At 70.9% G+C, this 25,618-nt stretch carries 23 protein-coding genes; 7 read left to right on the forward strand and 16 right to left on the reverse strand.

What is annotated here, in order from left to right:
- Positions 1-10 precede the first annotated feature (10 nt).
- The 4 genes from ACJJVL_RS00790 to ACJJVL_RS00805 form a co-directional block, all read right to left on the reverse strand.
- Positions 11-1,798 carry a glycerol-3-phosphate dehydrogenase/oxidase gene (locus tag ACJJVL_RS00790; protein WP_405216108.1) on the reverse strand — a complete coding sequence of 596 codons (1,788 nt, stop codon included), beginning with the start codon at positions 1,796-1,798 and terminating at the stop codon, positions 11-13.
- Positions 1,799-1,832: 34 nt separating this feature from the next.
- Positions 1,833-2,957, reverse strand: coding sequence for a GuaB3 family IMP dehydrogenase-related protein (locus ACJJVL_RS00795; protein WP_405216109.1), 1,125 nt, complete (start codon positions 2,955-2,957; stop codon positions 1,833-1,835).
- 67 nt (positions 2,958-3,024) lie between these two features.
- Complete coding sequence (locus tag ACJJVL_RS00800; RefSeq protein ID WP_405216110.1) at positions 3,025-3,654, reverse strand: PadR family transcriptional regulator; 630 nt, start codon at positions 3,652-3,654, stop codon at positions 3,025-3,027.
- Positions 3,651-4,745, reverse strand: coding sequence for a DUF4097 family beta strand repeat-containing protein (locus ACJJVL_RS00805; protein WP_405216111.1), 1,095 nt, complete (start codon positions 4,743-4,745; stop codon positions 3,651-3,653). Before ACJJVL_RS00805 ends, ACJJVL_RS00800 begins: the two co-directional genes overlap by 4 nt.
- Before the next feature lie 834 nt (positions 4,746-5,579).
- Between ACJJVL_RS00805 and ACJJVL_RS00810 the strand changes: the two genes are divergently transcribed.
- On the forward strand, positions 5,580-6,479 hold the full coding sequence (locus ACJJVL_RS00810) for a hypothetical protein (protein WP_405216112.1): 900 nt from the start codon (positions 5,580-5,582) through the stop codon (positions 6,477-6,479).
- Between the two features lie 136 nt (positions 6,480-6,615).
- Here the strand turns inward: ACJJVL_RS00810 and guaB are convergent, their stop codons facing one another.
- Entirely contained in the window at positions 6,616-8,124 is a 1,509-nt protein-coding gene (gene guaB, locus ACJJVL_RS00815; protein ID WP_405216113.1) for an IMP dehydrogenase, read from the reverse strand.
- 243 nt (positions 8,125-8,367) lie between these two features.
- Here guaB and ACJJVL_RS00820 point away from each other — a divergent pair, with 243 nt between their 5' ends.
- From ACJJVL_RS00820 to ACJJVL_RS00835, 4 genes are read left to right on the forward strand one after another with little or no spacing between them, the layout of a single operon-like run.
- Positions 8,368-9,735, forward strand: coding sequence for a branched-chain amino acid ABC transporter permease (locus ACJJVL_RS00820; protein ID WP_405216114.1), 1,368 nt, complete (start codon positions 8,368-8,370; stop codon positions 9,733-9,735).
- A 1-nt stretch (position 9,736) separates the two neighbouring features.
- The gene (locus ACJJVL_RS00825) at positions 9,737-10,753 is read left to right on the forward strand and encodes a branched-chain amino acid ABC transporter permease (RefSeq protein WP_405216115.1); all 1,017 of its coding nucleotides are present in this window, start codon (positions 9,737-9,739) and stop codon (positions 10,751-10,753) included.
- Positions 10,746-11,741, forward strand: a complete 996-nt coding sequence (locus ACJJVL_RS00830; protein WP_405216116.1) for an ABC transporter ATP-binding protein — start codon at positions 10,746-10,748, stop codon at positions 11,739-11,741. Before ACJJVL_RS00825 ends, ACJJVL_RS00830 begins: the two co-directional genes overlap by 8 nt.
- On the forward strand, positions 11,738-12,532 hold the full coding sequence (locus ACJJVL_RS00835; RefSeq protein WP_405216117.1) for an ABC transporter ATP-binding protein: 795 nt from the start codon (positions 11,738-11,740) through the stop codon (positions 12,530-12,532). Before ACJJVL_RS00830 ends, ACJJVL_RS00835 begins: the two co-directional genes overlap by 4 nt.
- 235 nt (positions 12,533-12,767) lie before the next feature.
- Here the strand turns inward: ACJJVL_RS00835 and ACJJVL_RS00840 are convergent, their stop codons facing one another.
- From ACJJVL_RS00840 to groES, 3 genes are all read right to left on the reverse strand, one after another.
- Positions 12,768-14,039 (reverse strand): ABC transporter substrate-binding protein, encoded by a 1,272-nt coding sequence (locus ACJJVL_RS00840; RefSeq protein ID WP_405216118.1) that lies wholly within the window; start codon positions 14,037-14,039, stop codon positions 12,768-12,770.
- 163 nt (positions 14,040-14,202) lie between these two features.
- Positions 14,203-15,114: an EamA family transporter RarD gene (rarD, locus tag ACJJVL_RS00845; protein WP_405216119.1), complete on the reverse strand. Its 912-nt coding sequence runs from the start codon at positions 15,112-15,114 to the stop codon at positions 14,203-14,205.
- 67 nt (positions 15,115-15,181) lie between these two features.
- On the reverse strand, positions 15,182-15,478 hold the full coding sequence (groES, locus tag ACJJVL_RS00850) for a co-chaperone GroES (protein WP_072312744.1): 297 nt from the start codon (positions 15,476-15,478) through the stop codon (positions 15,182-15,184).
- Positions 15,479-15,641: 163 nt separating this feature from the next.
- Between groES and ACJJVL_RS00855 the strand changes: the two genes are divergently transcribed.
- A complete protein-coding gene (locus ACJJVL_RS00855; protein ID WP_405216120.1) occupies positions 15,642-16,814 on the forward strand; it encodes a THUMP-like domain-containing protein in 1,173 nt (390 codons plus the stop codon).
- A 54-nt stretch (positions 16,815-16,868) separates the two neighbouring features.
- Here ACJJVL_RS00855 and ACJJVL_RS00860 read toward each other — a convergent pair whose 3' ends face one another.
- From ACJJVL_RS00860 to glmS, 8 genes are all read right to left on the reverse strand, one after another.
- Entirely contained in the window at positions 16,869-17,828 is a 960-nt protein-coding gene (locus ACJJVL_RS00860) for a hypothetical protein (protein ID WP_405216121.1), read from the reverse strand.
- 109 nt (positions 17,829-17,937) lie between these two features.
- A complete protein-coding gene (locus ACJJVL_RS00865) occupies positions 17,938-18,306 on the reverse strand; it encodes a DUF4190 domain-containing protein (protein WP_405216122.1) in 369 nt (122 codons plus the stop codon).
- Positions 18,307-18,391: 85 nt separating this feature from the next.
- On the reverse strand, positions 18,392-19,456 hold the full coding sequence (gene tsaD, locus ACJJVL_RS00870; protein WP_405216123.1) for a tRNA (adenosine(37)-N6)-threonylcarbamoyltransferase complex transferase subunit TsaD: 1,065 nt from the start codon (positions 19,454-19,456) through the stop codon (positions 18,392-18,394).
- Between the two features lie 4 nt (positions 19,457-19,460).
- Positions 19,461-19,925 (reverse strand): ribosomal protein S18-alanine N-acetyltransferase, encoded by a 465-nt coding sequence (gene rimI / locus ACJJVL_RS00875; RefSeq protein WP_405216124.1) that lies wholly within the window; start codon positions 19,923-19,925, stop codon positions 19,461-19,463.
- Positions 19,922-20,491: a tRNA (adenosine(37)-N6)-threonylcarbamoyltransferase complex dimerization subunit type 1 TsaB gene (gene tsaB, locus ACJJVL_RS00880; protein ID WP_405216125.1), complete on the reverse strand. Its 570-nt coding sequence runs from the start codon at positions 20,489-20,491 to the stop codon at positions 19,922-19,924. The genes rimI and tsaB overlap by 4 nt, the downstream gene beginning before the upstream one ends.
- Entirely contained in the window at positions 20,488-22,413 is a 1,926-nt protein-coding gene (tsaE, locus tag ACJJVL_RS00885; RefSeq protein WP_405216126.1) for a tRNA (adenosine(37)-N6)-threonylcarbamoyltransferase complex ATPase subunit type 1 TsaE, read from the reverse strand. Before tsaE ends, tsaB begins: the two co-directional genes overlap by 4 nt.
- The gene (locus ACJJVL_RS00890; RefSeq protein ID WP_405216127.1) at positions 22,413-22,778 is read right to left on the reverse strand and encodes a holo-ACP synthase; all 366 of its coding nucleotides are present in this window, start codon (positions 22,776-22,778) and stop codon (positions 22,413-22,415) included. Before ACJJVL_RS00890 ends, tsaE begins: the two co-directional genes overlap by 1 nt.
- Before the next feature lie 25 nt (positions 22,779-22,803).
- Entirely contained in the window at positions 22,804-24,651 is a 1,848-nt protein-coding gene (glmS, locus tag ACJJVL_RS00895; RefSeq protein WP_405216128.1) for a glutamine--fructose-6-phosphate transaminase (isomerizing), read from the reverse strand.
- A 33-nt stretch (positions 24,652-24,684) separates the two neighbouring features.
- On the opposite strand from glmS, the gene coaA reads away from it, so the two are divergent.
- Positions 24,685-25,617 (forward strand): type I pantothenate kinase, encoded by a 933-nt coding sequence (gene coaA, locus ACJJVL_RS00900; RefSeq protein ID WP_405216129.1) that lies wholly within the window; start codon positions 24,685-24,687, stop codon positions 25,615-25,617.
- Position 25,618: the final 1 nt, after the last annotated feature.

The raw sequence follows: 25,618 nt of genomic DNA on the forward strand, positions 1-25,618 counted from the left end.
GAGAGGTCGCCTACGAGCTGGCGGGCTCCGGCCGGGTGCGCACGGTGTCGGCCGTGGGCAGCGCGTTCAGCGGCACGATGTCCGGGGCCTCGAGTCGAGCGCGGTCGGCCGACTCGTCGTCCGGCAGCTCCTGGCTCTGCAGCTCGGCGGCAACGCGCTTGTTGTAGGTGTTGACTTCCTCCTCGATGCGGGCGTCGTCCCAGTCGAGCACGTCGGCCATGATGCGCGCGGCGACGGGGGCGGCGGCCACGCCGCGATCCCACGCCTCGATCGAGATGCGGGTGCGCCGGGCGAGCACGTCGTCGAGGTGCAGGGCACCCTCGTGCGTGCACGCGTAGCGCACCTCCGCACCGATGTAGTCGTCGGCGCCGGGCAGCGGCTCCGCGAGCTTCGGATCCTGCCTGATCATGTCCAGCAGCTCGTCGGTGGAGACGCCGTAGCGGTTCAGCAGGTGCTCGACGCGGTGCTTGTGGATGCCGAACGCCCGAGCGATCTTCGCCCGCTTGTTCCACGCGGCGCGGTAGCCGGTGGCGCCCAGCAGCGGGATCTGCTCCGTGCAGGACGGCGCGAACTTGCCGTCGATGGCGCTCACGGCCTCGTCGATGGCATCCTTCGCCATGATTCGGTACGTCGTCCACTTGCCGCCAGCGACGAGCACGAGGCCGGGCACGGTGTGCGAGACGTGGTGCTCGCGCGACAGGTTGGCGGTGGAGCCGCCGTCGCCCGCCGCGAGCAGTGGACGCAGGCCGGCGTAGACGCCCTCGACATCCGCCCGCGTCAGCTTCGTGGCAAGCACGCGGTTGACGTTGTCGAGGATGTAGTCGATGTCGGCTGCCGTCGCCGCCGGGTGCGCCTTGTCGAGCTCCCAGTCGGTGTCGGTCGTGCCGACGATCCAGTGCCGGCCCCATGGGATGACGAACAGCACGCTCTTCTCGGTGCGCAGCAGCAGGCCCATCTCGGAGTGGAAGCGGTCGCGCGGCACCACCAGGTGGACGCCCTTCGAGGCGCGCACCTTGAACTCGCCGCGCGAGCCGACCATGGCCTGCGTGTCGCCGGTCCAGACGCCCGTGGCGTTCACGACCTGCTTCGCACGGATCTCGAACTGCTCGCCCGTCTCGTAGTCGTGCGCCTGCACACCCACGACGCGCTCCCCCACCTTCAGGAAGCCCTCCGCGCGCACGCGGCTGGCGACATGGGCGCCGTAGAACGATGCGGTGCGCGCGAGCTCCGCCACGTACCGCGCGTCGTCGACCTGCGCGTCGTAGTAGGTGAGACCGCCGACGAACGCGTTCTCGTCGAGCGACGGGATCTGCTTCAGCACCTGCTTCTTGCTCAGGTGCTTGTGCATCGGCACACCCGGCTTCATGAAGCCCGTGTAGCTGAAGAGGTCGTAGAGCGCCATGCCGGCGCCGACGTAGGCACGCTCGATCACGGGGGTCTCGAGCGGGTAGAGGAAGCGCACGGGCCTGACGAGGTGCGGGGCGAGTCGCTGCATGAGCAGGCCGCGCTCGATGAGCGCCTCGCGCACGAGGCCGAAGTTCAGCTGCTCCAGGTAGCGGATGCCGCCGTGGATGAGCTTCGACGAGCGGCTCGAGGTGCCGGATGCGAAGTCGCGCGCCTCGATGAGGCCGACGCGCAGGCCGCGCGTGACGGCGTCGAGCGCAGCCCCGGTGCCGACGATGCCGCCGCCGATCACCAGCACGTCGACCTCTCGGTCGCGCATCGACGAGATCGCCGCAGCACGCTCCTCGGGGCCGAGCTTCCTCGACCGACTCACGTTGTTGGTGGTCTCAGCCATGGATCCTCCTTCAGTGCGGCCCGAAACGGGCGGTCTAGCGCGGTGGGTTCGCCTCGACGACGACATCGATCCGCTGGAACTCTTTGAGATCCTTGTAGCCACTGGTCGACATCGCCTTGCGGAGCGCGCCCATGATGTTCGCCGTGCCGTCCGCGACCGGCGACGGGCCGTTCAGCACCACGTCCAGTGCGCCGACCTGGTCGACCTGCACGCGATTGCCGCGCGGCAGCTTCTGGTTGTGGGCCTCGGGGCCCCAGTGCCAGCCGCGCCCGGGAGCGTCCGTGGCGCGGGCGAGCGCGGTGCCGAGGCAGACGGCGTCGGCGCCGCAGGCGAGCGACTTCACGATCTGCCCGGAGGTGCCGAGCGAGCCATCCGCGATCACGTGCACGTAGCGACCGCCCGACTCGTCGAGGTAGTCGCGGCGCGCTGCCGCCACATCGCTCACAGCGGTCGCCATGGGAGCTGCCACCCCGAGCACGCGCTCGCTCGTGGAAGCTGCTCCGCCACCGAAGCCGACGAGCACGCCCGCGGCACCGGTGCGCATCAGGTGCAGGGCCGCCGTGTAGGTGACGACGCCCCCGACCACGACGGGCACGTCGAGCTCGTAGATGAACTGCTTGAGGTTGAGGGGCGCACTCGAGTCGGCCGACACGTGCTCGGCGCTCACGGTCGCGCCGCGGATCAGCATGAGGTCGACGCCTGCGGCGAGCACGGTCTCGTAGTGCTCCTGCACCGCCTGCGGGCTGAGGCTGCCCGAGACCACCACGCCGGCGTCTCGGATCTGCGCCAGGCGGTCGCGGATGAGCTCCGGCTTGATCGGCTCCGCGTAGATCTCGCGCATGCGGCTGGTCGCCTCGACCGCCGGCAGGTTCGCGATCTCTGCGAGCAGCGGCTCCGGGTCGTCGTAGCGAGTCCAGACGCCCTCGAGGTTCAGCACGCCGAGGCCGCCGGCCCTGCCGAGCGCGATCGCGGTCGCAGGGCTCATGACCGAGTCGGTCGGGGCGCCGAGCACCGGGATGTCGAACTTGAACGCGTCGATCTGCCACTGCAGCGACACGAGATCGCTGTCGCGCGTGCGTCGCGACGGAACGATGCTGATGTCATCGAAGCCGTACCCGGTGCGGGCGCGCTTGCTGCGGCCGATCTCGATCTCCGTCACCCGCTCAGCCTATCGCCACCCGATCCGGGCCCCACCCAGGTTCGGGGCGACCCCGTGCCGAGTGGCCTCAGCCGCCCAGCACGCTCTCGATGCGGAGCAGCGCCGCGTCCAGCTCTCGCCGCACGGTCGCCGCACGCTCGCCCGTCATGTGCTCGCCACCGCGCCGCCTGGCTGCCTCGCGCACCCGCTGCCGGAAGTCGCTCAGCGCCAGGTCGACGTCGTGGATCGCGATGCGCGCAGCGGCCCTCTGTCCGGCAGGCGACCCATCAGCCCGCGCCTCGGTGGTCGACGGCGGGCGGCGGGCGGCACTGCGGGCGTCGCGCTCGGCCTCCGCGAGGTCGGCGCGCAGACCCTGCATGGCCGATCGCACGCTCGCCCGCACGTCGGAGGCCATCCGCCGCACGGAGTCGGTGATCTCGGTCTCGAGCGAGAGCAGCTCACCCTCCCGCGCGCGCAGTTCTGCACGGCCCGCGTCGGTGATCGTGTAGGTCGACTTGCGGCCCTCGACGGTCTTGGTGACGAGTCCGTCCTCCTCGAGCTTCGCCAGCCTGGGATAGATCGTGCCGGCGCTGGGCGAGTAGGTGCCGCCGAAGCGGTGCTCGAGCGCCTGCATGAGCTCATAGCCGTGACGAGGCGCTTCGGCGAGCAGGCTCAGCAGGTAGAGCCGCAGCGCACCGTGGCCGAAGACCGGGGTCATGCGTCCCCCCGCGACCCGTCCCTCTGCACGCCATCGCGCTGCACGATTGTGACGTCGCCCGAGACGGTGCTGGCGCTGAAGTCGAAGGCGTTCGCGCCGTCGACCGTGTGGCGACCGCCGCGCTTGGGGAGTGCGATGCTCGCGATCGAGCTGCGGCCGGAGACGGTGCGCGTGGTCGCGTGCACGCCCTGGCCGGCGTCGAGCCGCACGGTGACGTCGCCCGAGACCGAGTTCGCCGTGATCGCGCGCGGTGAGCCGTGCACGTCGAGCAGCATCTCGCCGCTGACGGTGTCGATGCCGATGTGCTCGAGCGCGCCCGAGGCTGTCACGCTCGCGGAGACCCCGTGCACCGAGAGCCGGCCGATGCCGCCCGAGACCTCGACATCCCCGGAGACTGTGTTGAGATCCAGGTCGCCGGCGTGCGACTCGACCTGGATCGGCCCGGAGACCGTGCTGAGGCTCGCGCGCGAGCGCAGCCCGGTGACGAGTGCGGATGCGTTGACCTGGCCCAGCGACACCGCCACCTGCCGGGGCACGACGATGCTCAGCTCCACCCGGGCGCGCACACCCACGAGCGCCTTGACCGATTCCCACACATCGTCCCAGCTCACCCTCGGATGCGAGATCGAGAGGCGGCCCTGCTCGAGCGTGACCGTGAGGTCGCGGCCCTCGACGCGGTGCACCTCGACCCGCGCGGTCGGCTCGTCGTGCCCGACGATGTCGACGCTGCCGCCCACGATGCCCACGCGCAGCGCCGTGACGGCGTCGAGGTCGATGACGCGGCTCTGGCCCTCCCCGATCGTCCAGCGCTCCGTGATGGCGTCAGCGCCCGACGCGCTCGCGCCCGACGCGCTGCGCGGGTTGCTCTCAGGCGCGCCCGTCGCGCTCGCGCCCGACGCGCTGCGCGGGTTGCTCTCAGGCGCGCGCGTCGCCTCGCTGCTCGCCCGACCGTCGACGCCTCCCCAGCCGTCGTCGCTCGCCCGACCGCCATCGTTTGCCAGACTGCCGTCGCTTGCCAGACCGTCGTCCTTCGTCCGACCGGCGTCCTTCGTCCAACCGCCGTCGCCTGCGCGACCCCACTGCTCGTTCATGGTGCTCCCTCGCGTCCGCTGACGCGGCATCTGCGTCGCCACACGCGATATATCGCGTGTGATGCAAGTCACGCTATATCGCGTCTGCGCGATGCGCAAGGCCTGCGCCGCGAGACCTAGCCCGGCCCCGCTCTCCTCTCTGGCCAGGCATGCGCGCCCGCGCCCGCGCCCTCGCCCGCGCCCAGGCCCTCGCCCGCGCCCAGGCCCTCGCCCGCGCCGTCGCCCGCGCCCGCGCCCGCGCCCTCGCCCTCGCCCGCGCCCGCGCCCAGGCCGAGCGGTGCGCTGCTGCCCGAGCAGGGCCCGCACGCCAGCCCCGCTCCGGCAGAACAGCACCACTCGCCGCACGCGCAGGCAGCGCCCGCTCTTCGTGAGCAACGAGTGCAGACCTTCGCCTCGCGAGCACAGCCTGCCGGCAGCACGGCGGCCAGCGCACACCCTCACCAACCCGAGCGGTGCGCTGCTGCCCGAGCAGGGCCCGCACGCCAGCCCTGCTCCGGCAGAGCGGCACCACTCGCCGCACGCGCAGGCAGCGCCCGCTCTTCGTGAGCAACGAGTGCAGACCTTCGCCTCGCGAGCACAACCTGCCGACAGCACGGCGGCCAGCGCACACCCTCACCAACTCGAGCGGTGCGCCGCTGCCCGAGCAGGGCTCGCACGCGAGCCCCGCTCCGGCAGAACAGCACCGCTCGCCGCCACGACTTGCCGCCACCGCGCGCCGGCGCCGGCCGCCGTAGGCTCTCGCCGCGAGCACGCGCGTGCCGCCGGATGCCGTCGCTCTCCACAGCGTCGGCAACGGGCGCGCCGCGACGTCGCCGACTGCGCCAAGGTTCGCGCATGCCGATCGACATCCTTCGCTCCGACGGCGACGAGCCGCTCCGCCTCCGCAGCGACCGCTCGATGCAGCGCATCCGGCGAGGCGCCTACGTCGATCGCGCGAGCTTCGAGGCGCTGCCGGAGGACGCTCGGCACGAGGTCTGGGTGCGTGCCGTCGCAGCCGCGCGGCCCGGCGCGATCTTCGCCCGCGAATCCGCGCTCGCCCTCGCACAGCTGCCGCACGGCCGGCCCGAAGCCGTGTTCACGATCGGCGACCCCGGCGCATCCGGTCGCCGCGCCGGCGTCGTCAACGCACAGAGCCCTGTCGCCGACGTCGACGTGCTCATCGAGGACGGCATCGCGCGCTGCACCCCGGCCGCCGCGCTCGCGCAGCTCGCGCGCGTCGGGCGCCAGATCGACGCGGTCAGCGCCCTCGACGCCGCACTGCACCGTCGGATCGCCACGAAGGAGGAGGTGACGGATGCGCTCGGCCGCCAGGGTCGTCGCGGACAGCGGCGCGCCGAATGGGTGGTCGCGTTCGCCGACCCGCTCGCCGAATCAGTGGGCGAATCGTTCAGCCGCGTGCAGCTGCACCGGCTGGGTGCGCCCGTCCCGCTGCTGCAGGTCCGGGTGCAGACGCGCCTCGGCCCGCGCTTCCCAGACTTCCTCTGGGAGCGGCCGGGCAGGCGGCCGCTGGGCGGCGAGTTCGACGGCGCGTGGAAGTACGGTGTGATCGCCGACGCGAACGGCGTGCAGCCGGTGGATGCCGTGATCCGCGAGAAGCGGCGCGAGGATGCGCTGCGCGAGCACATCGACACCCTGCACTGGATGTGGGATCACGTCATGCAACCGACGCGGCTGGGCGCGATGCTCGCGCAGGCGCACATCCGGGTGCGCGCCACGCTCCTCCCCGGCTGGTGATGCGTCGGCGCGCTCGGCAGGGCCCGTCGCGGTGCCACCGACTGGTGCTGCCCTGCCCGACCGGGACTCGCACGCCGGCCCCGCTCGCGCGGAGGAGCACCAGTCGGCGCGACCGGCCGGAGCGCAGCGCAGCGCGTCAGCGACGGTAGTTCGGGGCCTCCACGACCATCTGGATGTCGTGCGGGTGCGACTCCTTGAGCCCCGCCGCGGTGATCTGCACGAAGCGGCCCTTGGCCCGCAGCTCATCGACCGTGCGCGCGCCGGTGTAGAACATCGACTGGCGAAGGCCGCCGACGAGCTGGTAGGCGACCGTGCCGAGCGGTCCGCGGTACGGCACCTGGCCCTCGATCCCCTCGGCGATCAGCTGCTCGTCGCTCGGCACATCGGCCTGGAAGTAGCGATCGCGCGAGTACGAGGTCTTCTTGCCGCGCGTCTGCATGGCACCGAGCGAGCCCATGCCGCGGTACGTCTTGTACTGCTTGCCGTTGACGAGCACGAGATCGCCGGGGCTCTCGTTCGTGCCGGCCAGCAGCGATCCGAGCATCACGGACGACGCGCCGGCGACCAGCGCCTTGGCGATGTCGCCCGAGTACTGCAGACCGCCGTCGGCGATGATCGGGATGTCCGTGCCCGCGTCGTGCGCGGCGCGAGCGGCATCGTGGATGGCCGTCACCTGCGGCACACCGACACCCGAGACGACGCGAGTGGTGCAGATGGAGCCCGGCCCCACGCCCACCTTCACCGCATCGACGCCTGCCTCGATGAGCGCCTTCGCGCCCTCGTAGGTCGCCACGTTGCCGCCGATGATGTCGATCTGGGCGAACCGCGGATCGGCCTTGAGCGCCCCGACCATGTCGAGCACGCCCTGGCTCTCGCCGTTGGCGGTGTCGACGACGATGACATCGACGCCCTCCGCCGCGAGCGCGACCGCGCGCTCGAAAGAGTCGCCGAAGAAGCCGATCGCAGCACCGACGCGGAGTCGGCCGTGTGCGTCCTTCGTCGCGTTCGGGTACTGCTCGACCTTGTCGAAGTCCTTCACGGTGATGAGGCCGCCCAGGCGCCCGTGCTCGTCGACCAGCGGCAGCTTCTCGAGCTTCGTCTGCTCGAAGATCAGATACGCGTCCTCGCGGGAGATGCCGACCGGCGCCGTCTTGAGCGGCGACGGCGTCATCACGTCGCGCACGAGCGTGGTCGCGAACTCGTCGCGCGGCACGAAGCGCATGTCGCGGTTCGTCACGATGCCGACGAGCACTCCGGCGTCGTCGACCACCGGGAGCCCCGAGACCTTGAACTCGCCGCAGACGCGGTCGACGTCGGCGATGGTCGCGTCGGCGGAGGTTGTGAGGGGGTCGGTGATCATGCCCGACTCCGAGCGCTTCACCCGATCGACGATCGCCGCCTGGTCGGCGATCGAGAGATTGCGATGCACGATGCCGATGCCGCCCTGGCGCGCCATCGCGATCGCCATGCGGTCCTCGGTCACGGTGTCCATGGCGCTCGACATGAGCGGGATCGACAGGCGGATGCGGCGCGAGAGCCGCGTGCCGGTGTCGGCCTCGGAGGGGATCACGTCCGTCCTACCGGGCAGCAGCATGACGTCGTCGTAGGTCAGGCCCACCGGCCCGAAGGGGTTGCGCATCTCCATCCCCGCCATCGTATCTATTCGGTAACGGTCTTGCGACATCCTGCGGTTCTGGCGCCCTTCGACGCTCGGGTGCGCACGAAAGGGCCTTCGCGGCCGCTACTGTGACACCACCGATGTAACTGGCAACATGCACACGGCATCCCCAGGGCAGTGCAGCCCCACCACCATGGAGGACATGTGAAGACGTCCAGCAGACCTCGACGAAGAGGGCTGTGGCGATCGATCGCCGTCGCCCTGGCCGCCATGGCATTGGCGACCGGCGGTGCGACAGCCGTCGCGGCCGTCGAGATGCCCGCCGCCGAGTCGACCGACCAGTTCACGTTCCAGGGCATCGTCCGCGACGGACAGACCCCGCTCGAGGGCGTGGAGATCACGGTGTCCGGCAACGGCGTCGACGAGACGGTCGCGACCGACGCCGACGGTGCATGGGCCATCGGCGTCGCCGACCCGGGCACGTACACCGTCTCGCTCGACGTCGCGACGCTGCCAGAGGGCGTCTCGCTGCGCGGACCGGAGTTCGAGAGCCGCGAGTTCACGACCGCTTCGACGTCGCAGATCGGCGTGCTCTTCCCCGTCACGGCCGCAGGCGGCGCAGGCGGCGGCACGGGCGGCACCGATACCGGTAGCACCGGCGGCACCGGCGGCACCGACGGAGAGTCCGGCATGGGCGGCAGCGGCGGGGACCCGGGCGGCGGCGCGGCTGCCACCGGCACCACCGACAACAGCTTCTTCTCGATCGTGCTGGCGCGCACGGTCTCGGGCCTCAACTTCGGCCTGCTCATGGCGCTCGGCGCCATCGGCATCACGCTCATCTACGGCACCACGGGCGTCAGCAACTTCGCGCACGGCGAGCTGCTCACCTTCGGCGGGATCGTGTTCTACGCCACCACGACGCTGGTCGACTGGCCGGTCTGGATCGCGGTCATCGTCACCCTCGTGGCCTCCGCGGCGCTCGGCTACATGCATGATTGGGCGATATTCAAACCGCTGCGGAAGCGCGGCGTGGGTCTCGTGCAGGTGCTGATCGTCACGATCGGGCTCTCGATCGCGCTGCGCTACTTCTTCCAGTTCCTGATCGGCGGAGGCATCCTCGGCCTGTCGGTGCCGCGCGGCGACATCCTGAACTTCGGGCCCGTCGTGATGCGGACCGGCGACGTCATCAGCATGGTCATCGCGATCGTGGTGCTGGTGGCCGTCGGCCTCTTCCTCACGCGCACGAGACTGGGCAAGGCGACGCGCGCCGTGAGCGACAACGCCTCGCTGGCCTCGGCGTCGGGCATCGACGTCGACCGCGTGATCCGGATCGTGTGGGTGCTCGGCGCGCTGCTGACCGGCGGCTCCGGCATCCTCTACACCTACTTCATCGGCGCGAACATCAAGTGGGATGTCGGCTTCACGGTGCTGCTGCTGCTGTTCGCCGGCGTCACCCTCGGCGGCCTCGGGAGCGCGTTCGGCGCACTCGTCGGCGCCGTCGTGGTCGGGCTCGTGACCGAGCTCTCGACGCTCTGGATCGCAGCCGACCTGCGCTACGCCGTGGCGCTGCTCGTGCTGATCCTGGTACTGCTGTTCCGACCGCAGGGCATCCTCGGTCGCAGGGAAAGGGTTGGTTGATATGGACTTCCTCGCGATTCTCGGCAATGCCGCGGGCGAGATCCTCTCGCCCACCACGGCGGCCTTCGCGCTCGCCACGATCGGCCTCAACGTCCACTTCGGCTACGGCGGGCTGCTCAACTTCGGCCAGGCGGCGTTCATGGCCGTCGGGGCCTACGCCTTCGCCATCTTCACGATGCAGGTCGACCCCACGGGAACGCTCGGCTGGCCGGCGTGGCTGTCGTTCCTGGCGGCGGTCGCGGTCGCGATCGTCGCTGCGGTGGCGTTCGGGCTGCTGCTCGGCATCCCGACCCTGCGGCTGCGCGGCGACTACCTGGCGATCGTGACCATCGCGGCCGCCGAGATCGTGCGCTTCACGATGCGCACATCGGAGTACTCGACGATCACCGGTGGTTCGCAAGGCCTGCGCGGCCAGGACTACAAGGGCGACATCGACGCGCTGAACCCGCTGGCGGGCGGCATGTACGGCATCGGGCCGTGGGCCGGCACCGCCTACGACACCTGGGTGCGCATCCTCGCCTGGGGCCTCGTCATCGTGGCGCTGATCATCGTCTGGCTGCTCATGCGCAGCCCCTGGGGCCGCGTCATCAAGGGCATCCGCGAGGACGAGGATGCGGTGCGATCGCTGGGCAAGAACGTCTACGGCTACAAGATGCAGGCGCTCATCCTCGGCGGTGTGATCGGCGGGCTGGCGGGCATCATGTTCGTGCTGCCCCGCGCGGTGCAGCCCGACAACTTCGCGACCGCCATGACGTTCTACATCTGGACCGCACTGCTGCTCGGAGGCGCCGCGACAGTGCTCGGCCCGCTGCTCGGATCGATCCTGTTCTGGGTGCTGCTGTCGTTCACCGGAGGCCTGCTGAGCGGCCTGCAGTCGATCGGCGCGTTCGGCGACATGACCGGCACCCAGGCCGGCCAGCTGCGCTTCGTGCTCGTCGGCCTCGCGCTCATCGCGATCGTCGTATTCAGACCGCAAGGCATCCTGGGCAACAAGAAGGAGCTGTCGTTCCATGTCTGACACCACCACTGAGCCAGCAACGCATGCGCTCGTCGACGGCGAGGTCGCCCCGGGCTGCAAGAAGGTCGACCCGATCGTCGTCGCCGACGGTGTGGTGCGGCAGTTCGGGGGCCTGACCGCGGTCGACGTCGACCACCTGGAGATCCCCCGCGGCGCGATCACCGCGCTCATCGGGCCCAACGGCGCCGGCAAGACGACGTTCTTCAACCTGCTGACGGGCTTCGACCGCCCGAACAAGGGCACCTGGTCGTTCGAGGGCCAGTCGCTGGCCCACGTGCCGAGCCACAAGGTGGCCCGACGCGGGATGGTGCGCACCTTCCAGCTGACGAAGTCGCTCGGTCGCCTCACGGTGCTGCAGAACATGCTGCTGGGCGCCCGCGACCAGCGCGGCGAGGGCATCTTCGCCGCGCTCGTGCGCCCGCTGTGGAAGGCGCAGGAGTCTGCCAACACCGAGCGCGCAGACACGCTGCTCGCGAGGTTCAAGCTGGACACGAAGCGCGAGGACTACGCCGCGTCGCTCTCTGGCGGGCAGCGAAAGCTGCTCGAGATGGCGAGGGCGCTCATGAGCGAGCCGACGCTCGTGATGCTCGACGAGCCCATGGCCGGCGTGAACCCCGCGCTCACGCAGTCCCTGCTCGATCACGTGCGGGGGCTGAAGGAGGACGGCATGACCGTGCTGTTCGTCGAGCACGACATGCACATGGTGCGGCACATCTCCGACTGGGTGATCGTCATGGCCGAGGGCCGCGTCGTCGCAGAGGGTCCACCCGAGACGATCATGCAGAACAAGGCCGTCGTCGACGCGTACCTGGGCGCGCACCACGACACGGACCTCGGCACGCTCACCAACCAGCAGGTGGCGCAGATCAAGGACGACGCGGACGCAGAGACGTCCGCCGAGGCCGGCCCGACCGCATCCGCGGAGTCGACGACCGACGCAGACGCGCACGGGCGATCGGACGCGCACCCCGAGGAGGACGCCCGATGAACGACATCGCGACGAGCACACCGGTGCTCGAGACCAGGGATCTGGTTGCGGGGTACCTGCCGGGAGTGAACATCCTCAACGGCTGCTCGATCGTGGCCAACCAGGGCGACCTGATCGGCATCATCGGCCCCAACGGCGCGGGCAAGTCGACACTGCTGAAGGCCGTGTTCGGACAGGTCAACGTGCGCGGCGGCGACATCCTGCTGCACGGGGAGGACATCTCCGGGCTCAAGGCCGACAAGCTCGTCGCCAAGGGCGTCGGCATGGTGCCGCAGAACAACAACGTGTTCCCCTCGCTCACGATCGAGGAAAACCTGGAGATGGGCCTGTTCCAGCAGCCGAAGATGTTCAAGGAGCGCTTCGACTTCGTCGGGGCGCTCTTCCCGGAGCTCGTCTCGCGCCGCAAGCAGCGCGCCGGCAGCCTCTCCGGAGGTGAGCGTCAGATGGTGGCCATGGGTAGAGCGCTCATGATGGATCCTTCCGTGCTGCTGCTCGACGAGCCGAGCGCCGGCCTCAGCCCCGTGCGTCAGGACGAGACGTTCCTGCGGGTCGCCGAGATCAACAGCCACGGCGTGACCATCGTGATGGTCGAGCAGAACGCTCGACGCTGCCTGCAGATCTCGCACCGGGCGTACGTGCTCGATCACGGCAAGGATGCCTACACCGGCACCGGACGAGAGATGCTGAACGACCCGAAGGTCATCCAGCTCTACCTCGGCACGCTCGCGACCGATGTCGAGGAGAAGGCGAAGACGGACGCGCAGACGAGAGTAGATCCGCTGGCCGAATAGCCGCAGCGCACGAGGCCCCGCTCTCCCGGAGGGCGGGGCCTTCTGCGTGCGCAGCGCACCAGGCCCCGCTCTCCCGGAGGGCGGGGCCTGCGCGCGCAGCGCGGGCGCGGCCTTCTGCGCCCGCGGCGAGGGCGGGCGGTGCAGAGCCCGCTCGGCAGCGCGGGCAGAGCGCTGGCGGGGCGAGCGACGCAAAAGGGGCCCGGCCGAAGCCGAGCCCCCTCGCGTGCGGTTCAGGTCACTCGTTGAGCGAGCCGAACTCCGTACGGACGAACTCGTACTGGTTGTCGGCACCGTACTGGAAGATGCCGATGTACGCCTCGGTCGGGTCACCGTTCTCATCGAAGGTGATCGGGCCGGAGACACCGTCGTAGTCGATGTCCTCGCCTCCCTCGATCAGGGCCATGCAGTCCTCGATGGATTCGCACTTGGCGCCATCCCTGGAGACCGCCTGCAGGTTGTCGCGGATCGTGTCGGAGTCGGGGCTGCTGCCCTGCATCGCTGCGAGTGCTGCGAGCACCACGGCGTCGTACGACTCGGGCGCGTAGGAGAAGTCCTCCAGCTCCGGGTCGATCTCGAGCAGACGCTCACGGAACGTGTCGTCTGCAGGGTTGCCGGGCAGCGTGCCCTTCGCACCCTCGAGCGTGCCCTCGGGGAAGTTGTACGAGTTCGACAGGTTGCCGTCGACGAAGTACATGCCCGAGGCGTCGAAGCCCTGCGTGACGAGCTCCGGCACGATCTGCGCGGTCTCGGCGAACGCCAGGATCGCGATTGCGTCGGGGTTGTCAGCCGTCACCTCGGCCACCTGCGTGGCCAGGTTCGTGTCGCCCGGGTTGTAGAGCGCGCTGGCCGTGACGGTGCCGCCCGCTGCCTCGATCGCCATCGTGGCGTTCTCCTGCAGACCGGTGCCGTACGGGTCGTTGATGGTGATGAATCCCACCGTCTGTGCGCCGTCCGCAACCATCAGGTTGCCGAGCACACGGCCCTGGAGCACATCCGAGGGAGCGGTGCGCCAGTAGTACCCCTCGTCCTCGTAATCGGTGAAGTCTGGCGACGTGTTCGCCGGCGAGATCTGCACGACGCCCGCGTCGATCACCTGATCGATGAAGGTGAACGAGACGCCCGACGACGCCGCGCCGATGATGACGTCAGCACCTGCGGAGACGAGCGTGCCGACCGACTGCGTGGCGATGTCGGTCTGCGTGTCACCGGAGTCCTGGTGGTCGACCTCGACCGTGTAGGGGTAACCGGCCGCCTCGAGCTCCTGAGCTGCGAGGTCGACGGCGGCGAACTCGGGCGGGCCGAGGAAGGCGAGGTTGCCGGTCTGCGGCAGGACCGTTCCGACGTACAGCGTGTCGTCAGACGCGCCCTCATCGGGACCGGTCGAGCCGGACGGTGCGGGGGTGCCGCCGCCTGCGCAGGCGGCGAGCAGCAGCACGCCGGCGGTCGCTGCGCCGAGCGCGGCGTACCGGCGGGGGCTGTGCCCCTGGGTGCGAAGGAAGGACTGCATTGTGCTCCTCGGTTGCTTGAATCGCTCGCTGACGCGGGCGTTGTTGCAACAGTAGGCGAGGAATGCGCAGAACTCGGCCTCTGCGCGTTACGTCCTTGTAACGGTCTTCGTGCAAGCGACACGATCTGCGTCATTCCTCAGCGAGCGCTGAGGCTCAGCCCGCTCAGCCCACAGGCGGCAGTGGTCTCGGACGCCGGAAGCGGTTCCCTGCCAGCTCGATGGAGATGAGCGCCACCGACGCCCAGACGAAGGCGAAGCCGATCCAGCGCTCGATCGGCATGGGCTCGAGCATGATGAACGCGCCGAACATGAATGTCATGATCGGCACCAGGTACTGCAGGAAGGCGATCCAGGTGAGCGGGATGCGTCGGGTCGCGGCCGCGAACGCCAGGAGCGGGACCGCGGTGACGATGCCGAAGCCAGCCGTGCCCAGCACGCCCGCGATGCCGTTGTTGCCGACCGTGACACCGCCGATGGAGAACGCGATCGCCATCATCACGAGGGCTGCGGGCAGTGCCGCGGTGGTCTCGATCGTGAAGCCCGACAGCGCGTCCACGGAGCCTCCGACGCGCTTCTTGATCAGCCCGTAGGCGCCGAAGGAGCCCGCAACGATCAGCCCGACCCACGGGACCTCGCCGTAGCCGACGATCATCACGCCGACGCCGACCGCGCCCAGCGCGACGGCGACCCACTGCAGCGGTCGCAGCCGCTCGCCCAGGAAGATGACCGCGAGCACGATGCTCACGAGCGGGTTGAGGAAGTAGCCGAGGCTGGTCTCGAGCACGCGGTCCGAGAGCACGCCGACGACGAACGCCGTCCAGTTGATGAGCACGGCGTGGCCGGCGATCACCAGCGTCCAGGTGTCTCGGCGACTGCGCAGCACCTGCCGCATCCTGACCCAGCCGCGGGTGGCAGCGACGAGTGCAAAGGCGACGATGACGGAGGAGATCACTCGCCAGCCGATGAGCTCGAACCCGTCGATGCCCTTCGTCAGCTGCAGGTATGCGGGCAGGAAGCTCCACCAGAGGTACGCGAGCAGCGCGTACCCGAGGCCTGCCTTGGCGTGCTGACCCATCGGTCCTCCCGGAGAGATGCGAAGGCGGCTCCCCCGCAGGGGAGCCGCCTTCGCGTGAGAGCCTGCGTCAGCGCTCGACGATGGCGAGCACGTCGCGAGCGGAGAGCACGAGGTACTCGTCAGCGCCGTACTTGATCTCGGTGCCGCCGTACTTCGAGTACAGCACGCGGTCGCCGACCGACACGTCCATCGGGACGCGGTTGCCGTTGTCGTCGATGCGGCCGGGGCCGACAGCGACGACCTCGCCCTCCTGCGGCTTCTCCTTGGCGGTGTCAGGGATGACGAGACCGCTTGCAGTGGTCGTCTCAGCCTCGACCTGCTGGATGACGATGCGATCCTCGAGCGGCTTGATGGAAACCGACACGGTTGCCTCTTTCTTCTCTGTCTGTGGGGTGCGTCCGGACGGGCCGGAGAACAGGACAAGCCTAGGCGCTCCGCTGGCACTCGGTCAACATGAGTGCCAATCGCTCGCGGGAGCGCAGTGCGCGCTTGCACCGGGGCTTCGCCGCATGGTCGACACTGGAGCCATGGATGCTGCCGAGCTGCGACTGCTGCTGTCGACCGAGGGGCTCGCGCTGCTCGAGCGCACCGAGTCGGAGCTGCGCGATCACACCGACCCGGTGCGCGAGGTCTCGCGCCTGCGCGCGGCAGGTCATGACCCGCGGCTGGTCGCGGCCGTCCTGACGCAGGCGCGGCTGCGGCGGCGCGCGGCCGCGAAGTTCGGTGAGTTCGCGACCGGGATGCTGTTCACCGAAGCGGGCCTCGAGCAGGCGACACGGCTGCGGGTGGCGGCGCATCATGCTGGGCGGATGCGGCAGGCGGGCATCACGTCCGTCGCCGACCTCGGCTGCGGCATCGGCGCCGACTCGCTCGCGTTCGCGACCCTCGGGATGCGGGTCACCGCGGTCGAGCGCGACGAGGTCACCGCGGCGATCGCCATGTACAACCTGTCGCCCTGGCACGCATCCGTCGTGCACGGGGATGCCATGGAGACCGCGGTCGACGCCGAGGCGAGCTGGTTCGATCCAGCACGCCGCGATGACCGCCGCCGCCTCAACGACCCGAGCGACTGGTCACCGTCGCTGCGTGCGGTCTTCGCGCACGCAGCGGAGCGGCCTGCCGGCGTGAAGCTGGCGCCCGGGATCGACCGCTCCCTGCTGCCGGACGACGCTGAGCAGCAGTGGGTGACGGACGGGCTCGAGACCGTCGAGGCCGTGGTGTGGACGGGACGGCTGGCGCGGCCAGGCATCGCGCGCAGCGCCCTGGTGCTCGGCGACGATGGCGCCGCCGAGCTGACGGGGGCGATCTCGCATCCCGAGCCGGGAGCGCTCGGTGCGTTCCTCTACGAGCCGGCCGGCGCGGTCATCCGTGCGGAGCTCATCGGCGCGCTCGCCGAGCAGCTCGAGGCGGTCGCTGTCAGCGACGGCATCGCGTACCTGAGCGGATCGATGCAGGTGTCGACGCCGCTCGCGCAGGGGTTCCGCATCCGCGAGACGATGCCGCTCGACGAGCGAGGCATCGCGAGGCGCATGCGCGAGCTCGCGATCGGCGACCTCGAGATCAAGAAGCGCGGGGCCGACATCGACCCCGCAGCGCTGCGCAAGCGGCTCAAGCTGCGAGGTGACCAGCGCGCCACGCTGTTCCTGACGCGCATCGGCGGCCGCCACCGGGCGCTCCTCGCCGATCGCCTGGTCTCATGACGAAGCCCCCGGCCGGCGAGCGCGTCGCAGACCGGGGGCTTCGGGGCGCGCGTGCTACATCATGTTCAGTGCCGCGAAGTAGTTCATCCACTGCACCGTGAGCACGATGATCACCACGAGCGACGCGATCGCGGCGAGGATGCCGACGATCCCGGCGATCAGCGGCCAGGGCTTGGCCTCCGGGTTCTTCTTCATCGCCACGAACCCGACGATCCCGCCCGCGAGCGCCGCGAGGAAGCCGATGCCGCTGATGAAGGTGCCGAGCAATCCGAGCCCGGAGAGGATCAGTGCGGTGATCGTGATGCCCTTGAACTTCTTCTCGCCCGGCTGCGCGTAGCCGACCTGCTGGCCGTACCCCGCCCCGGAGTCGCCGTAGGCCTGCGGCTGGCCGTATCCGGGCTGCTGGCCGTAGCCAGCAGCGGGCGCGGCGGCCGGTTCGTAACCGGACTGCTGCCCGTATGCGGGCTGCTGCTCGTATCCCTGCGCGGGCGCGCTCTGACCGTATGCGGGCTGCTGACCGTACTGGGGTGCGGCGGCGGCGCCGTACCCGGGCGCGCTGGAGCCGGCCTGGCCGTACGCGGGCGCGCTGGAACCGGCCTGGCCGTACGCGGGCGCGCTGGAACCTGTCTGGCCGTACCCGGGCTGCTGACCGTACTGCTGCTGGCCGGCGTCCGGCTGCTGCCCGTACTGCTGCTGCCCAGCATCCGGCTGCTGATACGTGGCGGCTGACTGCCCGGCACGCTGCTCGGAGGCCTGCCCGTAGCCCTGCGCCTGCTCCTGCCCGAACGGGGGCTGCGCCTGCTGCTCGCCGAACGCGGCCGACGGCGCCTGCTGGCCCTGCCCGAACGAGGGAGAGGCCGCTGCCGGCTGGCCGAAGTCCGCCGCGGGCGCCTGGCCGAAGTCCGCCGCCGGCGCCTGGCCGGCATCGCCGGTCTGCGCGGCGCCGTCCTGTCCCGGCTGCACCTCATCGGGCCGACGGAAACGATCGTCACTCGGCGGGAACTGGTCGCTCACGGGAACCTCCTTGCAGTGCGCTGCCGCGCGGGATTGCGCTGCGCGCCACCCACGGTATCGCGCGCGGCGCCGGGGAAGGCTGAACGAAGGATGAGCGCGGCGCGCGAGATCACGGACCGGTGAGCGCTGCTGCCTGCTCCGCCACCGAGAGGGCTGCCGCGATGCCGAGCACGATCGCCGCGATCAGCACGACCAGCGTGACGATGCCCAGCACGACCGACCAGATCGCGAGCAGACGGCCGTCGTCGCCCGTGCGTCGTATCTGCGCGAGCGCGATGCCGCCCAGCACGATCGCGGCGATGGAGCCGAGGCCGAGCATGATCGTGGCACCGGCGGCCGCCGCGAGGATCGCGACGACCGCGAGGACGTTGGTCTTCGGGCCCGGATGCGTGGGGGCGCTCCAGACGGGCACCGGCGGCTGCGCGGCCGGAGGGGCACCCCACCCCTGCTGGGGGTGTGTGCTCGCACTCATGCTCATGCGGTGCCTCCTCGACGCCATCGACGCGGCCGCGGATGCTGCGCCGTCGAGCGTCGATCCTGCCAGGACGACCTGTGGATCATCCTCAGTCCAGCACCTGGACGACGTTCGCCTCCAGGGTCGACGCAGCCGCGAACCCGACGTGGCTCGGCGCGTCGCCGCGCGCGACGAGCATCGCGCCCACCGCCGCGATCATCGCGCCGTTGTCGGTGCAGAGCTCGAGCGGGGGGATCCGCAGCGCCACGCCGGCCTCGGCGCAGCGTGCCTCCGCCACCTCCCGCAGCCGACGGTTCGCGACCACACCGCCACCGAGCAGCAGGCGCGGCACGCCGTGCGCCGCACAGGCGTCGAGCGCCTTCGCGACCAGCACGTCGACGACCGCCTCCCGGAAGCTCGCCGCGACGTCCGCCACGGGCAGCTCCTCACCGGCCGCCGCCGCGCGTTCGACGTGGCGGGCCACGGATGTCTTCAGTCCCGAGAACGAGAAGTTCCAGCGGTGCCGCTCACGGTCCTTCGGTGCCGTCAGCCCGCGCGGGAACGCGATCGCGCGAGGATCGCCGCCCGCGGCGGCCGCGTCGATGGACGGCCCGCCCGGGTAGCGCAGGCCGAGCAGGCGTGCGGTCTTGTCGAAGGCCTCCCCGGCCGCGTCGTCGATGGTCTCGCCCAGCAGCTCCACCGAGCCCGCGAGGTCGCGCACGAGCAGCAGCGAGGTGTGACCGCCGGAGACGAGCAGCGCGACTGTCGGAAGCTCGAGGGGCTCTCCGGAGAGCACGTCGGCGGCGACGTGCCCGACCAGGTGGTTCACGCCGTAGAGCGGCAGCTCGCGCGCGATCGCGAGCCCCTTCGCGGCACCGATGCCGACCATGAGCGCACCCGCGAGGCCCGGCCCGGCGGTGACCGCGACGGCGTCGATGTCGTCGAGGGTCATGCTCGCGTCCCGCAGCGCCGCCCGGATCGTGGGCTCCATCGCCTCCAGGTGGGCGCGGGCCGCGATCTCCGGCACCACTCCCCCGAAGCGCGCGTGCAGCTCCATCGATGAGGCGATGCGATTGGCGAGCAGCTCGGTGCCCCGCACGATGCCGACGCCGGTCTCATCGCAGCTCGTCTCGATCCCCAGCACCACCGGCGCCGTCTGCGGTCGTCCGCTCATCGCGTCACCCTTCGCTCTCGGCCGAGCGCTTCATCACCACGGCGTCGACGTCCTCGGGCTGGTAGTAGCGCGGCCGCAGCCCGATCTCGACGAAGCCGAGCGATGCGTAGAGCGTGCGCGCGACCGGGTTGTCGGCGCGCACCTCGAGGAAGAGCTCGCGCACGCCGCGTCGCTCTGCTTCGACGAGCAGCGCCAGCAGCAGCGCACGCCCGACGCCGCTGCCGCGCGCGGCGGCATCGACCGCGATCGTCTGCACGTCGCCCTCGACGCCCACCGCGCGCAGGCCGGCGTAGCCGATGGTCGCACCATCCGCGTCCTCCGCGAGCAGATAGCGCCCCCACTCCGACGCGATCTCGGCACGCATCGTCTCGCGATCCCAGGCGCTGGGGCCGAAGGAGGCCTGCTCGATCAGCATGATGGCGTCGAGGTCGGATGCCTCGGCCGCGCGAATGCGGTGCGGGGCGCTCATGCCTGGCTCACCCGCTTCGGTCCGGCCGACGGCACCGCGTCGGCGTCACGCAGGTAGACGGCCTGCTCGACCGCTGCAGCGCCGCGCATGACGGCGAAGGCGAGCAGCGCCGCATCGATCGACGTGGCGTCGATGCGCTCGAGCTCGGCATGCTGGTCGGTCGGAGGCGGCACCGCATCGGCCGGCGCCAGCCGAGGCTCGTCGACCACCAGGCCGTCGACGACGATGCTCCACGCTCGTTCGCGACGTCGCACATCGGTCGTGACCTGCGCGCTGCCCGTCGTCACCCCGGCGTGGCTCATCACACCGCGGCAGGGCACACCGAGGCCCAGGGCCGCGGCGCGCGCTGTGGCGATGCCGACCCGCAGCCCGGTGAAGGCCCCGGGCCCCATGCCCGCGACCACGAGCTCGATGCGGTCCCGACGGCCGTCGAGCGCCCTGGCGAGCATGCCGCCGAGATGCTCGGCGTGCCTGCGGGTGTCCTCGGCGTGCTCGCGGAAGACCACGGCGTCACCGTCGACGACCGCCACCGAGGTGCCGAGCGAGGTATCGATCGCGAGGATCATGCCTCTCCTCTCGGGCGGACCGCCCGTGTCGTCGTATCGGCGAGCGCCAGCGGGTGCGGCGCGGCGCCGGCAGCTCCGGCCGCGAGCGACCGGACGCGGGGGGCCGGCCACGCGGGCCCGTGGCCGCTCAGCCGCACGGCGCGAGGCGATTGGTCATCGTCGACGTCGGCGCTGTCGCGGTCGATCTCGACACGCAGCCAGGAATCGAGCGCGTGCTCCAGCGGCGCACCCCACTCCGCGACCGTGATCGCGCCGTCGAGGTCGAGATCGAGATCGTCGAGCTCCGCCTCGTCATCGGCGTCAGCGATGAGCCGGTATGCGTCGACGTGCTGCAGATCGGGCCCGGCGTCGGTGCGGTGCGTGCGAGCGAGCACGAATGTCGGACTCTGCACCGTGCCGCGGGCGCCGAGCGCACGCCCGATGCCGCGCGTGAGCGTCGTCTTGCCGGCGCCGAGCGGCCCGATGAGCAGCACCGCATCCCCGGCGCGCAGCTGCGAGCCGATGCGCTCGCCCAGCGCCTCCATGCCGTCGGCATCCGGCACCGAGCCGGCCAGCTGCACCTCGACGCGTGCTCCGATCATGCCGGTGAGCTCGGGGGCGGATGCGTGGGTCAGCTCGACCGGGTCGCCCAGCTCGGCAGGGTGCGCGCCGATGTCGAGCACCGCCTGATCCATCGCGACGCGCCCGCGGATGGGGTGCGCGACGCCGCGGAGCACCACCGACCTGCCGCTCGCGGAGCGGGTCACGCCGTCGGCGTAGCCGAGCCCGACGAGTGCGAGCGTCGTCGCCCGCTCGGTCACGTACTCGCCGCCGTAGGAGACGCCGAGGCCGGCCTCCACGCCCTTGACGCCGAGCACCTCGCCCACAAGTTGCCGCGGCTCGCCGTCGAGGCCGAGCTCCAGGACGCGGCGGGGTGCGAGTGCGCCATCGGCGATGGCGACGGCCTCGCTCGGTCTCGCAGCGGCCATGCGCGTGACGGTCTCGTAGGTGATGGTGCCCGCCGCGCGCGCCCAGGCATCTGCGCTCGGCGCCCCCGTCGCCGGGTCGCCCCACAGCACGCCTTCACCGCTGAGCGCGGGCTCGATGCGGATGCGGCGGGGTTCGACCGCGACGATGCGCGCGGCTTCGCCACCGACCATCACCGGCGCACCGAGCGCCGGCAGCAGACCGTCGTCCAGGCCGATGGCGCCGACACCCGCGACGAGCTCGACGCTCACGCGCATCGCGGGCTGCAGTCCCAGCGCAGCGGCGGCAGCGCCGTCTCCGGCCGCCGGGCCGTTCGGGTCGATCCCGTACGCGGCCATGCCGACGCGCACCATGTCGAAGCGAGCCTCTGGCAGCGCGAGCGCGCCCTGCGAGTTGGCGAGGTGCCGCAGCAGCGGCGGCAGCGCGGCGGCTTCGGCGAGGGCGGCGCCGAAATCCTCCAGCTGCGCGAGGTCGTGCTCGCGGCTGGTTCCCGCAAGGTGCGACATCGCGCCCCGGATGCGGGCGCCCTCGCCGGCCAGCTCGACCGATCGCCGGATCGTGACCGTCCGATCGCCGCGCGCGATGCCGTTGCGGCCGAGGCCGGTGTCGAACTTCAGGTGCACGGCGGCGCCGGCGGCCACGGCGGCCTCGAGCTGCGCGAGTGACGACACCGCCACGTCGATCTCCTGCGCGGCCGCGATCGAGAAGTCTGCGCCGCGCGCGTGCAGCCACGCGAGGATCGGCGCGTCGATGCCGGATCGGCGCAGCGCGACGGCTTCGCCGATGTCGACCACGCCGAGCATCGCAGCGCCACCGTCGAGCATCGCGGTCGCGGCGCGCAGCGCCCCGTGACCGTAGCCGTCGGCCTTGACGACGCCGCAGACCGGCACGCCGACCCGTCTGGCCAGGGCGCGCACATTCTCAGTGATCGCCGCGGCATCGATCTCGACGCGCATCAGGACTCCGCGATGACCGTCGCCGTGGCGATGCCGGCGTCGTGGCTCATCGAGACATGCACGTGCGCCACTCCGATCGCCTGCGCGCGAGCGGCGGCGGCGCCGCGCAGCTCCAGCACCGGCTTGCCATCCTCCGACTGCAGCACCACGAAGTCGACCCAGGCGACACCCGCAGCGGTGCCGATCGCCTTCTGCGCCGCCTCCTTCGCCGCGAAGCGCGCGGCCAGCGAGTGGACGGCGCGCGGCTCGCCACCGACCTCCAGCTCCTCCGGCGCGAACAGACGCTCACGCAGCCTCGGGGTGCGGGCCATGGCGCGCTCGAAGCGGGCGAGGTCGACGACGTCGACACCCAGCCCGATGATCATGAGCGGCCCATCACGCGTCAGCGGATCACTCGACGGTGACCGACTTCGCGAGGTTGCGCGGCTGGTCGACGTCGAGGCCCTTCGCGGTCGCAAGCTCGAGCGCGAAGATGTGCAGCGGCACGACCTGGAGCACGGGCTCGAGCATCGGCAGGGTGAGCGGCACGCGCAGGACCTGGTCGGCGTAGGGCAGCACGGCTGCGTCCCCGGCCTCGGCGACCGCGATGATGCGGGCACCGCGAGCACGGATCTCCTGGATGTTCGAGACGATCTTGGAGTGCAGCAGCGGCTCGTTGCGCGGGCTCGGCACGACGACGAACACGACCTGGCCGGGCTCGATCAGCGCGATCGGTCCGTGCTTCAGCTCGCCGCCCGCGAAGCCCTCCGCGTGGATGTAGCTGATCTCCTTCAGCTTGAGCGCACCCTCCAGCGCGACCGGGTACCCCACGTGGCGACCGAGGAAGAGCACCGAGCGGGTGTCGCTCATCCAGTGCGCCAGCTCGTGCAGGGTCTCCTGCTCGGCAAGCACCTGGGAGAGCTTCTCCGGCAGCTCCTCGAGCTCGGCGACCACCTCGGCGATCGCGTCGTCGCTCATGGTGCCGCGCACCTTCGCGAGGTGCAGCCCGAACAGCAGCTGGCCGATGACCTGCGCGAGGAACGCCTTGGTCGACGCGACAGCGACCTCCGGGCCGGCGTGGGTGTAGAGCACCGCCTCCGATTCGCGCGGGATCGTCGCACCCTGGGTGTTGCAGATCGAGAGCGTGCGAGCACCCTGCGCCTTGGCGTGCTGCACGGCCATCTTGGTGTCCATCGTCTCGCCCGACTGCGAGATCGAGATGACGAGCGTGTGCTCGTCGAGGACGGGATCGCGGTAGCGGAACTCGTGCGCCAGGTCGACCTCGACGGGCACGCGCGACCAGGTCTCGATCGCGTACTTGCCGACCAGCCCCGAGTAGCTGGCCGTGCCGCACGCGACGATGACGATGCGGTTGATGGTCGAGAGGGCGGCGTCGTCGAGCACGCCCAGCTCACCCAGGTCGACGCCGCGATCGGTCAGCCGACCGCGCAGCGTGTTCGCGATGGCGACCGGCCCCTCGGAGACCTCCTTGGCCATGAACGATGACCAGCCGCCCTTGTCGGCGGCAGAGGAATCCCAGTCGACCTCGAAGCGCTGCGGCTCGAGCGGGTTGCCCTGGAAGTCGGTCACGGTCGCGTCGGTCGCCGTGATCGTGACGATCTGGTCGTTGTCGAGCGCTGCGGCGCGCGGCGTGAACTTCACGAACGCACTCACGTCGCTGCCGAGGAAGTGCTCGCCGTCGCCGTAGCCGACGAGCAGGGGCGAGTTGTGGCATGCGCCCACCACCACACCGGGCTGGTCTGCGTGCACGGCGAGCAGCGTGAACTGGCCCTCGAGCCGCGCGACCACCCGCTGCATCGCCGCGGTCAGGTCGCCGGTCTCCCGGAACGCGCGGCCGACGAGCATCGCCGCCGCTTCGGTGTCGGTCTCGCTCAGGAAGACCTCGCCGTCGGCCTCCAGCTCCGCGCGCAGCGCGGCGAAGTTCTCGATGATGCCGTTGTGGATGAGCGCGAGCTTGCCCTCGTCGCCCAGGTGCGGATGCGCGTTCTCGTCCGTCGGCCCACCGTGCGTCGCCCATCGGGTGTGACCGATGCCGGCGCCCTCATCGGGCAGCGGCGCATGCTCGAGGCTGTCGCGCAGCACGGCGAGCTTGCCGCCCTTCTTGCGCAGTGCGACCTCGTCGCCGTCGAGCACCGCAACGCCTGCGCTGTCGTATCCCCGATACTCGAGCCTGCTCAAGCCCTCGAGCAGCACCTCGACAGTGCTCAGCTGGCCCGTGTAACCGACGATTCCACACATGCGGTCAATCGTAGCGGCGATAGGCTCCCACCCGTGCCCCAGCCGCTCCAGTCGCCGTTCGTCGAGATCGAGCGCGCAGATTGGGCACGCCTGGCCCCGCGCATGTCGAATCCGCTCAGCGAGGAGGAGGTGCGACGGCTTCGCGGCCTCGGCGATCGGCTCGAGCTTCGCGAGGTGGCGGAGGTCTACCTGCCGCTGTCGCGCCTCGTGAGCCTCTACCAGGAATCGGCTGCGCGACTGCACCGCGAGACGCACGAGTTCCTCGGCTCGAAGGCGCTGCCGACGCCGTTCGTCATCGGCGTCGCGGGATCGGTCGCGGTCGGCAAGTCGACGTCCGCGAGGCTGCTGCAGGAGCTGCTGCGCCGGTGGGAGGGCTCACCCAGGGTCGAGCTGCTCACCACCGACGGCTTCCTGCACCCCAACCGCGTGCTCGAGGAGCGCGGGCTGATGCAGCGCAAGGGCTTCCCGGAGTCGTACGACCGGCGTGCGCTGCTGGGCTTCGTCTCGCGGGTGAAATCCGGCGAGGCAGAGGTGAGCGCCCCGGTGTACTCGCACCTGACCTACGACATCGTGCCCGGCGAGGAGATCGTCGTCCGCAGGCCCGACATCCTCATCGTCGAGGGCCTCAATGTGCTGCAGCCCCCGCCCTCCGGCTCCCACCTGGCGGTGAGCGATCTGTTCGACTTCTCGATCTACGTCGACGCGCGCACGAGCGCGATCCGCGAGTGGTACATCGAGCGGTTCTGGGCGCTGCGGGAGAGCGCGTTCCAGGATCCGGACTCCTACTTCCACCGGTTCGCGGACATGACGCGGCAGCAGGCGCGGATCTACTCGGAGGACATCTGGGATTCCATCAACGGCCCGAACCTGGTCGAGCATGTGCTGCCGACGCGGCCGCGCGCGGATCTGGTGCTGCGGAAGGCCGAGGATCACACGATCCGCTCGGTGCTGCTGCGCAAGCTGTAGC

The organism is Agrococcus sp. Ld7, from assembly GCF_045064095.1.
Lineage (GTDB): Bacteria > Actinomycetota > Actinomycetes > Actinomycetales > Microbacteriaceae > Agrococcus.

Coding starts and splice junctions, on each gene's coding strand:
- ACJJVL_RS00790 (WP_405216108.1), bottom strand. CDS start 1,798: ATGGCTGAGACCACCAACAACGTGAGTCGGTCGAGGAAGCTCGGCCCC.
- ACJJVL_RS00800 (WP_405216110.1), bottom strand. CDS start 3,654: ATGACCCCGGTCTTCGGCCACGGTGCGCTGCGGCTCTACCTGCTGAGC.
- ACJJVL_RS00805 (WP_405216111.1), bottom strand. CDS start 4,745: ATGAACGAGCAGTGGGGTCGCGCAGGCGACGGCGGTTGGACGAAGGAC.
- ACJJVL_RS00810 (WP_405216112.1), top strand. CDS start 5,580: ATGCCGATCGACATCCTTCGCTCCGACGGCGACGAGCCGCTCCGCCTC.
- guaB (WP_405216113.1), bottom strand. CDS start 8,124: ATGGAGATGCGCAACCCCTTCGGGCCGGTGGGCCTGACCTACGACGAC.
- ACJJVL_RS00820 (WP_405216114.1), top strand. CDS start 8,368: ATGGCATTGGCGACCGGCGGTGCGACAGCCGTCGCGGCCGTCGAGATG.
- ACJJVL_RS00825 (WP_405216115.1), top strand. CDS start 9,737: ATGGACTTCCTCGCGATTCTCGGCAATGCCGCGGGCGAGATCCTCTCG.
- ACJJVL_RS00830 (WP_405216116.1), top strand. CDS start 10,746: ATGTCTGACACCACCACTGAGCCAGCAACGCATGCGCTCGTCGACGGC.
- ACJJVL_RS00835 (WP_405216117.1), top strand. CDS start 11,738: ATGAACGACATCGCGACGAGCACACCGGTGCTCGAGACCAGGGATCTG.
- ACJJVL_RS00840 (WP_405216118.1), bottom strand. CDS start 14,039: ATGCAGTCCTTCCTTCGCACCCAGGGGCACAGCCCCCGCCGGTACGCC.
- rarD (WP_405216119.1), bottom strand. CDS start 15,114: ATGGGTCAGCACGCCAAGGCAGGCCTCGGGTACGCGCTGCTCGCGTAC.
- ACJJVL_RS00855 (WP_405216120.1), top strand. CDS start 15,642: ATGGATGCTGCCGAGCTGCGACTGCTGCTGTCGACCGAGGGGCTCGCG.
- ACJJVL_RS00865 (WP_405216122.1), bottom strand. CDS start 18,306: ATGAGCATGAGTGCGAGCACACACCCCCAGCAGGGGTGGGGTGCCCCT.
- tsaD (WP_405216123.1), bottom strand. CDS start 19,456: ATGAGCGGACGACCGCAGACGGCGCCGGTGGTGCTGGGGATCGAGACG.
- rimI (WP_405216124.1), bottom strand. CDS start 19,925: ATGAGCGCCCCGCACCGCATTCGCGCGGCCGAGGCATCCGACCTCGAC.
- tsaB (WP_405216125.1), bottom strand. CDS start 20,491: ATGATCCTCGCGATCGATACCTCGCTCGGCACCTCGGTGGCGGTCGTC.
- tsaE (WP_405216126.1), bottom strand. CDS start 22,413: ATGCGCGTCGAGATCGATGCCGCGGCGATCACTGAGAATGTGCGCGCC.
- ACJJVL_RS00890 (WP_405216127.1), bottom strand. CDS start 22,778: ATGATCATCGGGCTGGGTGTCGACGTCGTCGACCTCGCCCGCTTCGAG.
- glmS (WP_405216128.1), bottom strand. CDS start 24,651: ATGTGTGGAATCGTCGGTTACACGGGCCAGCTGAGCACTGTCGAGGTG.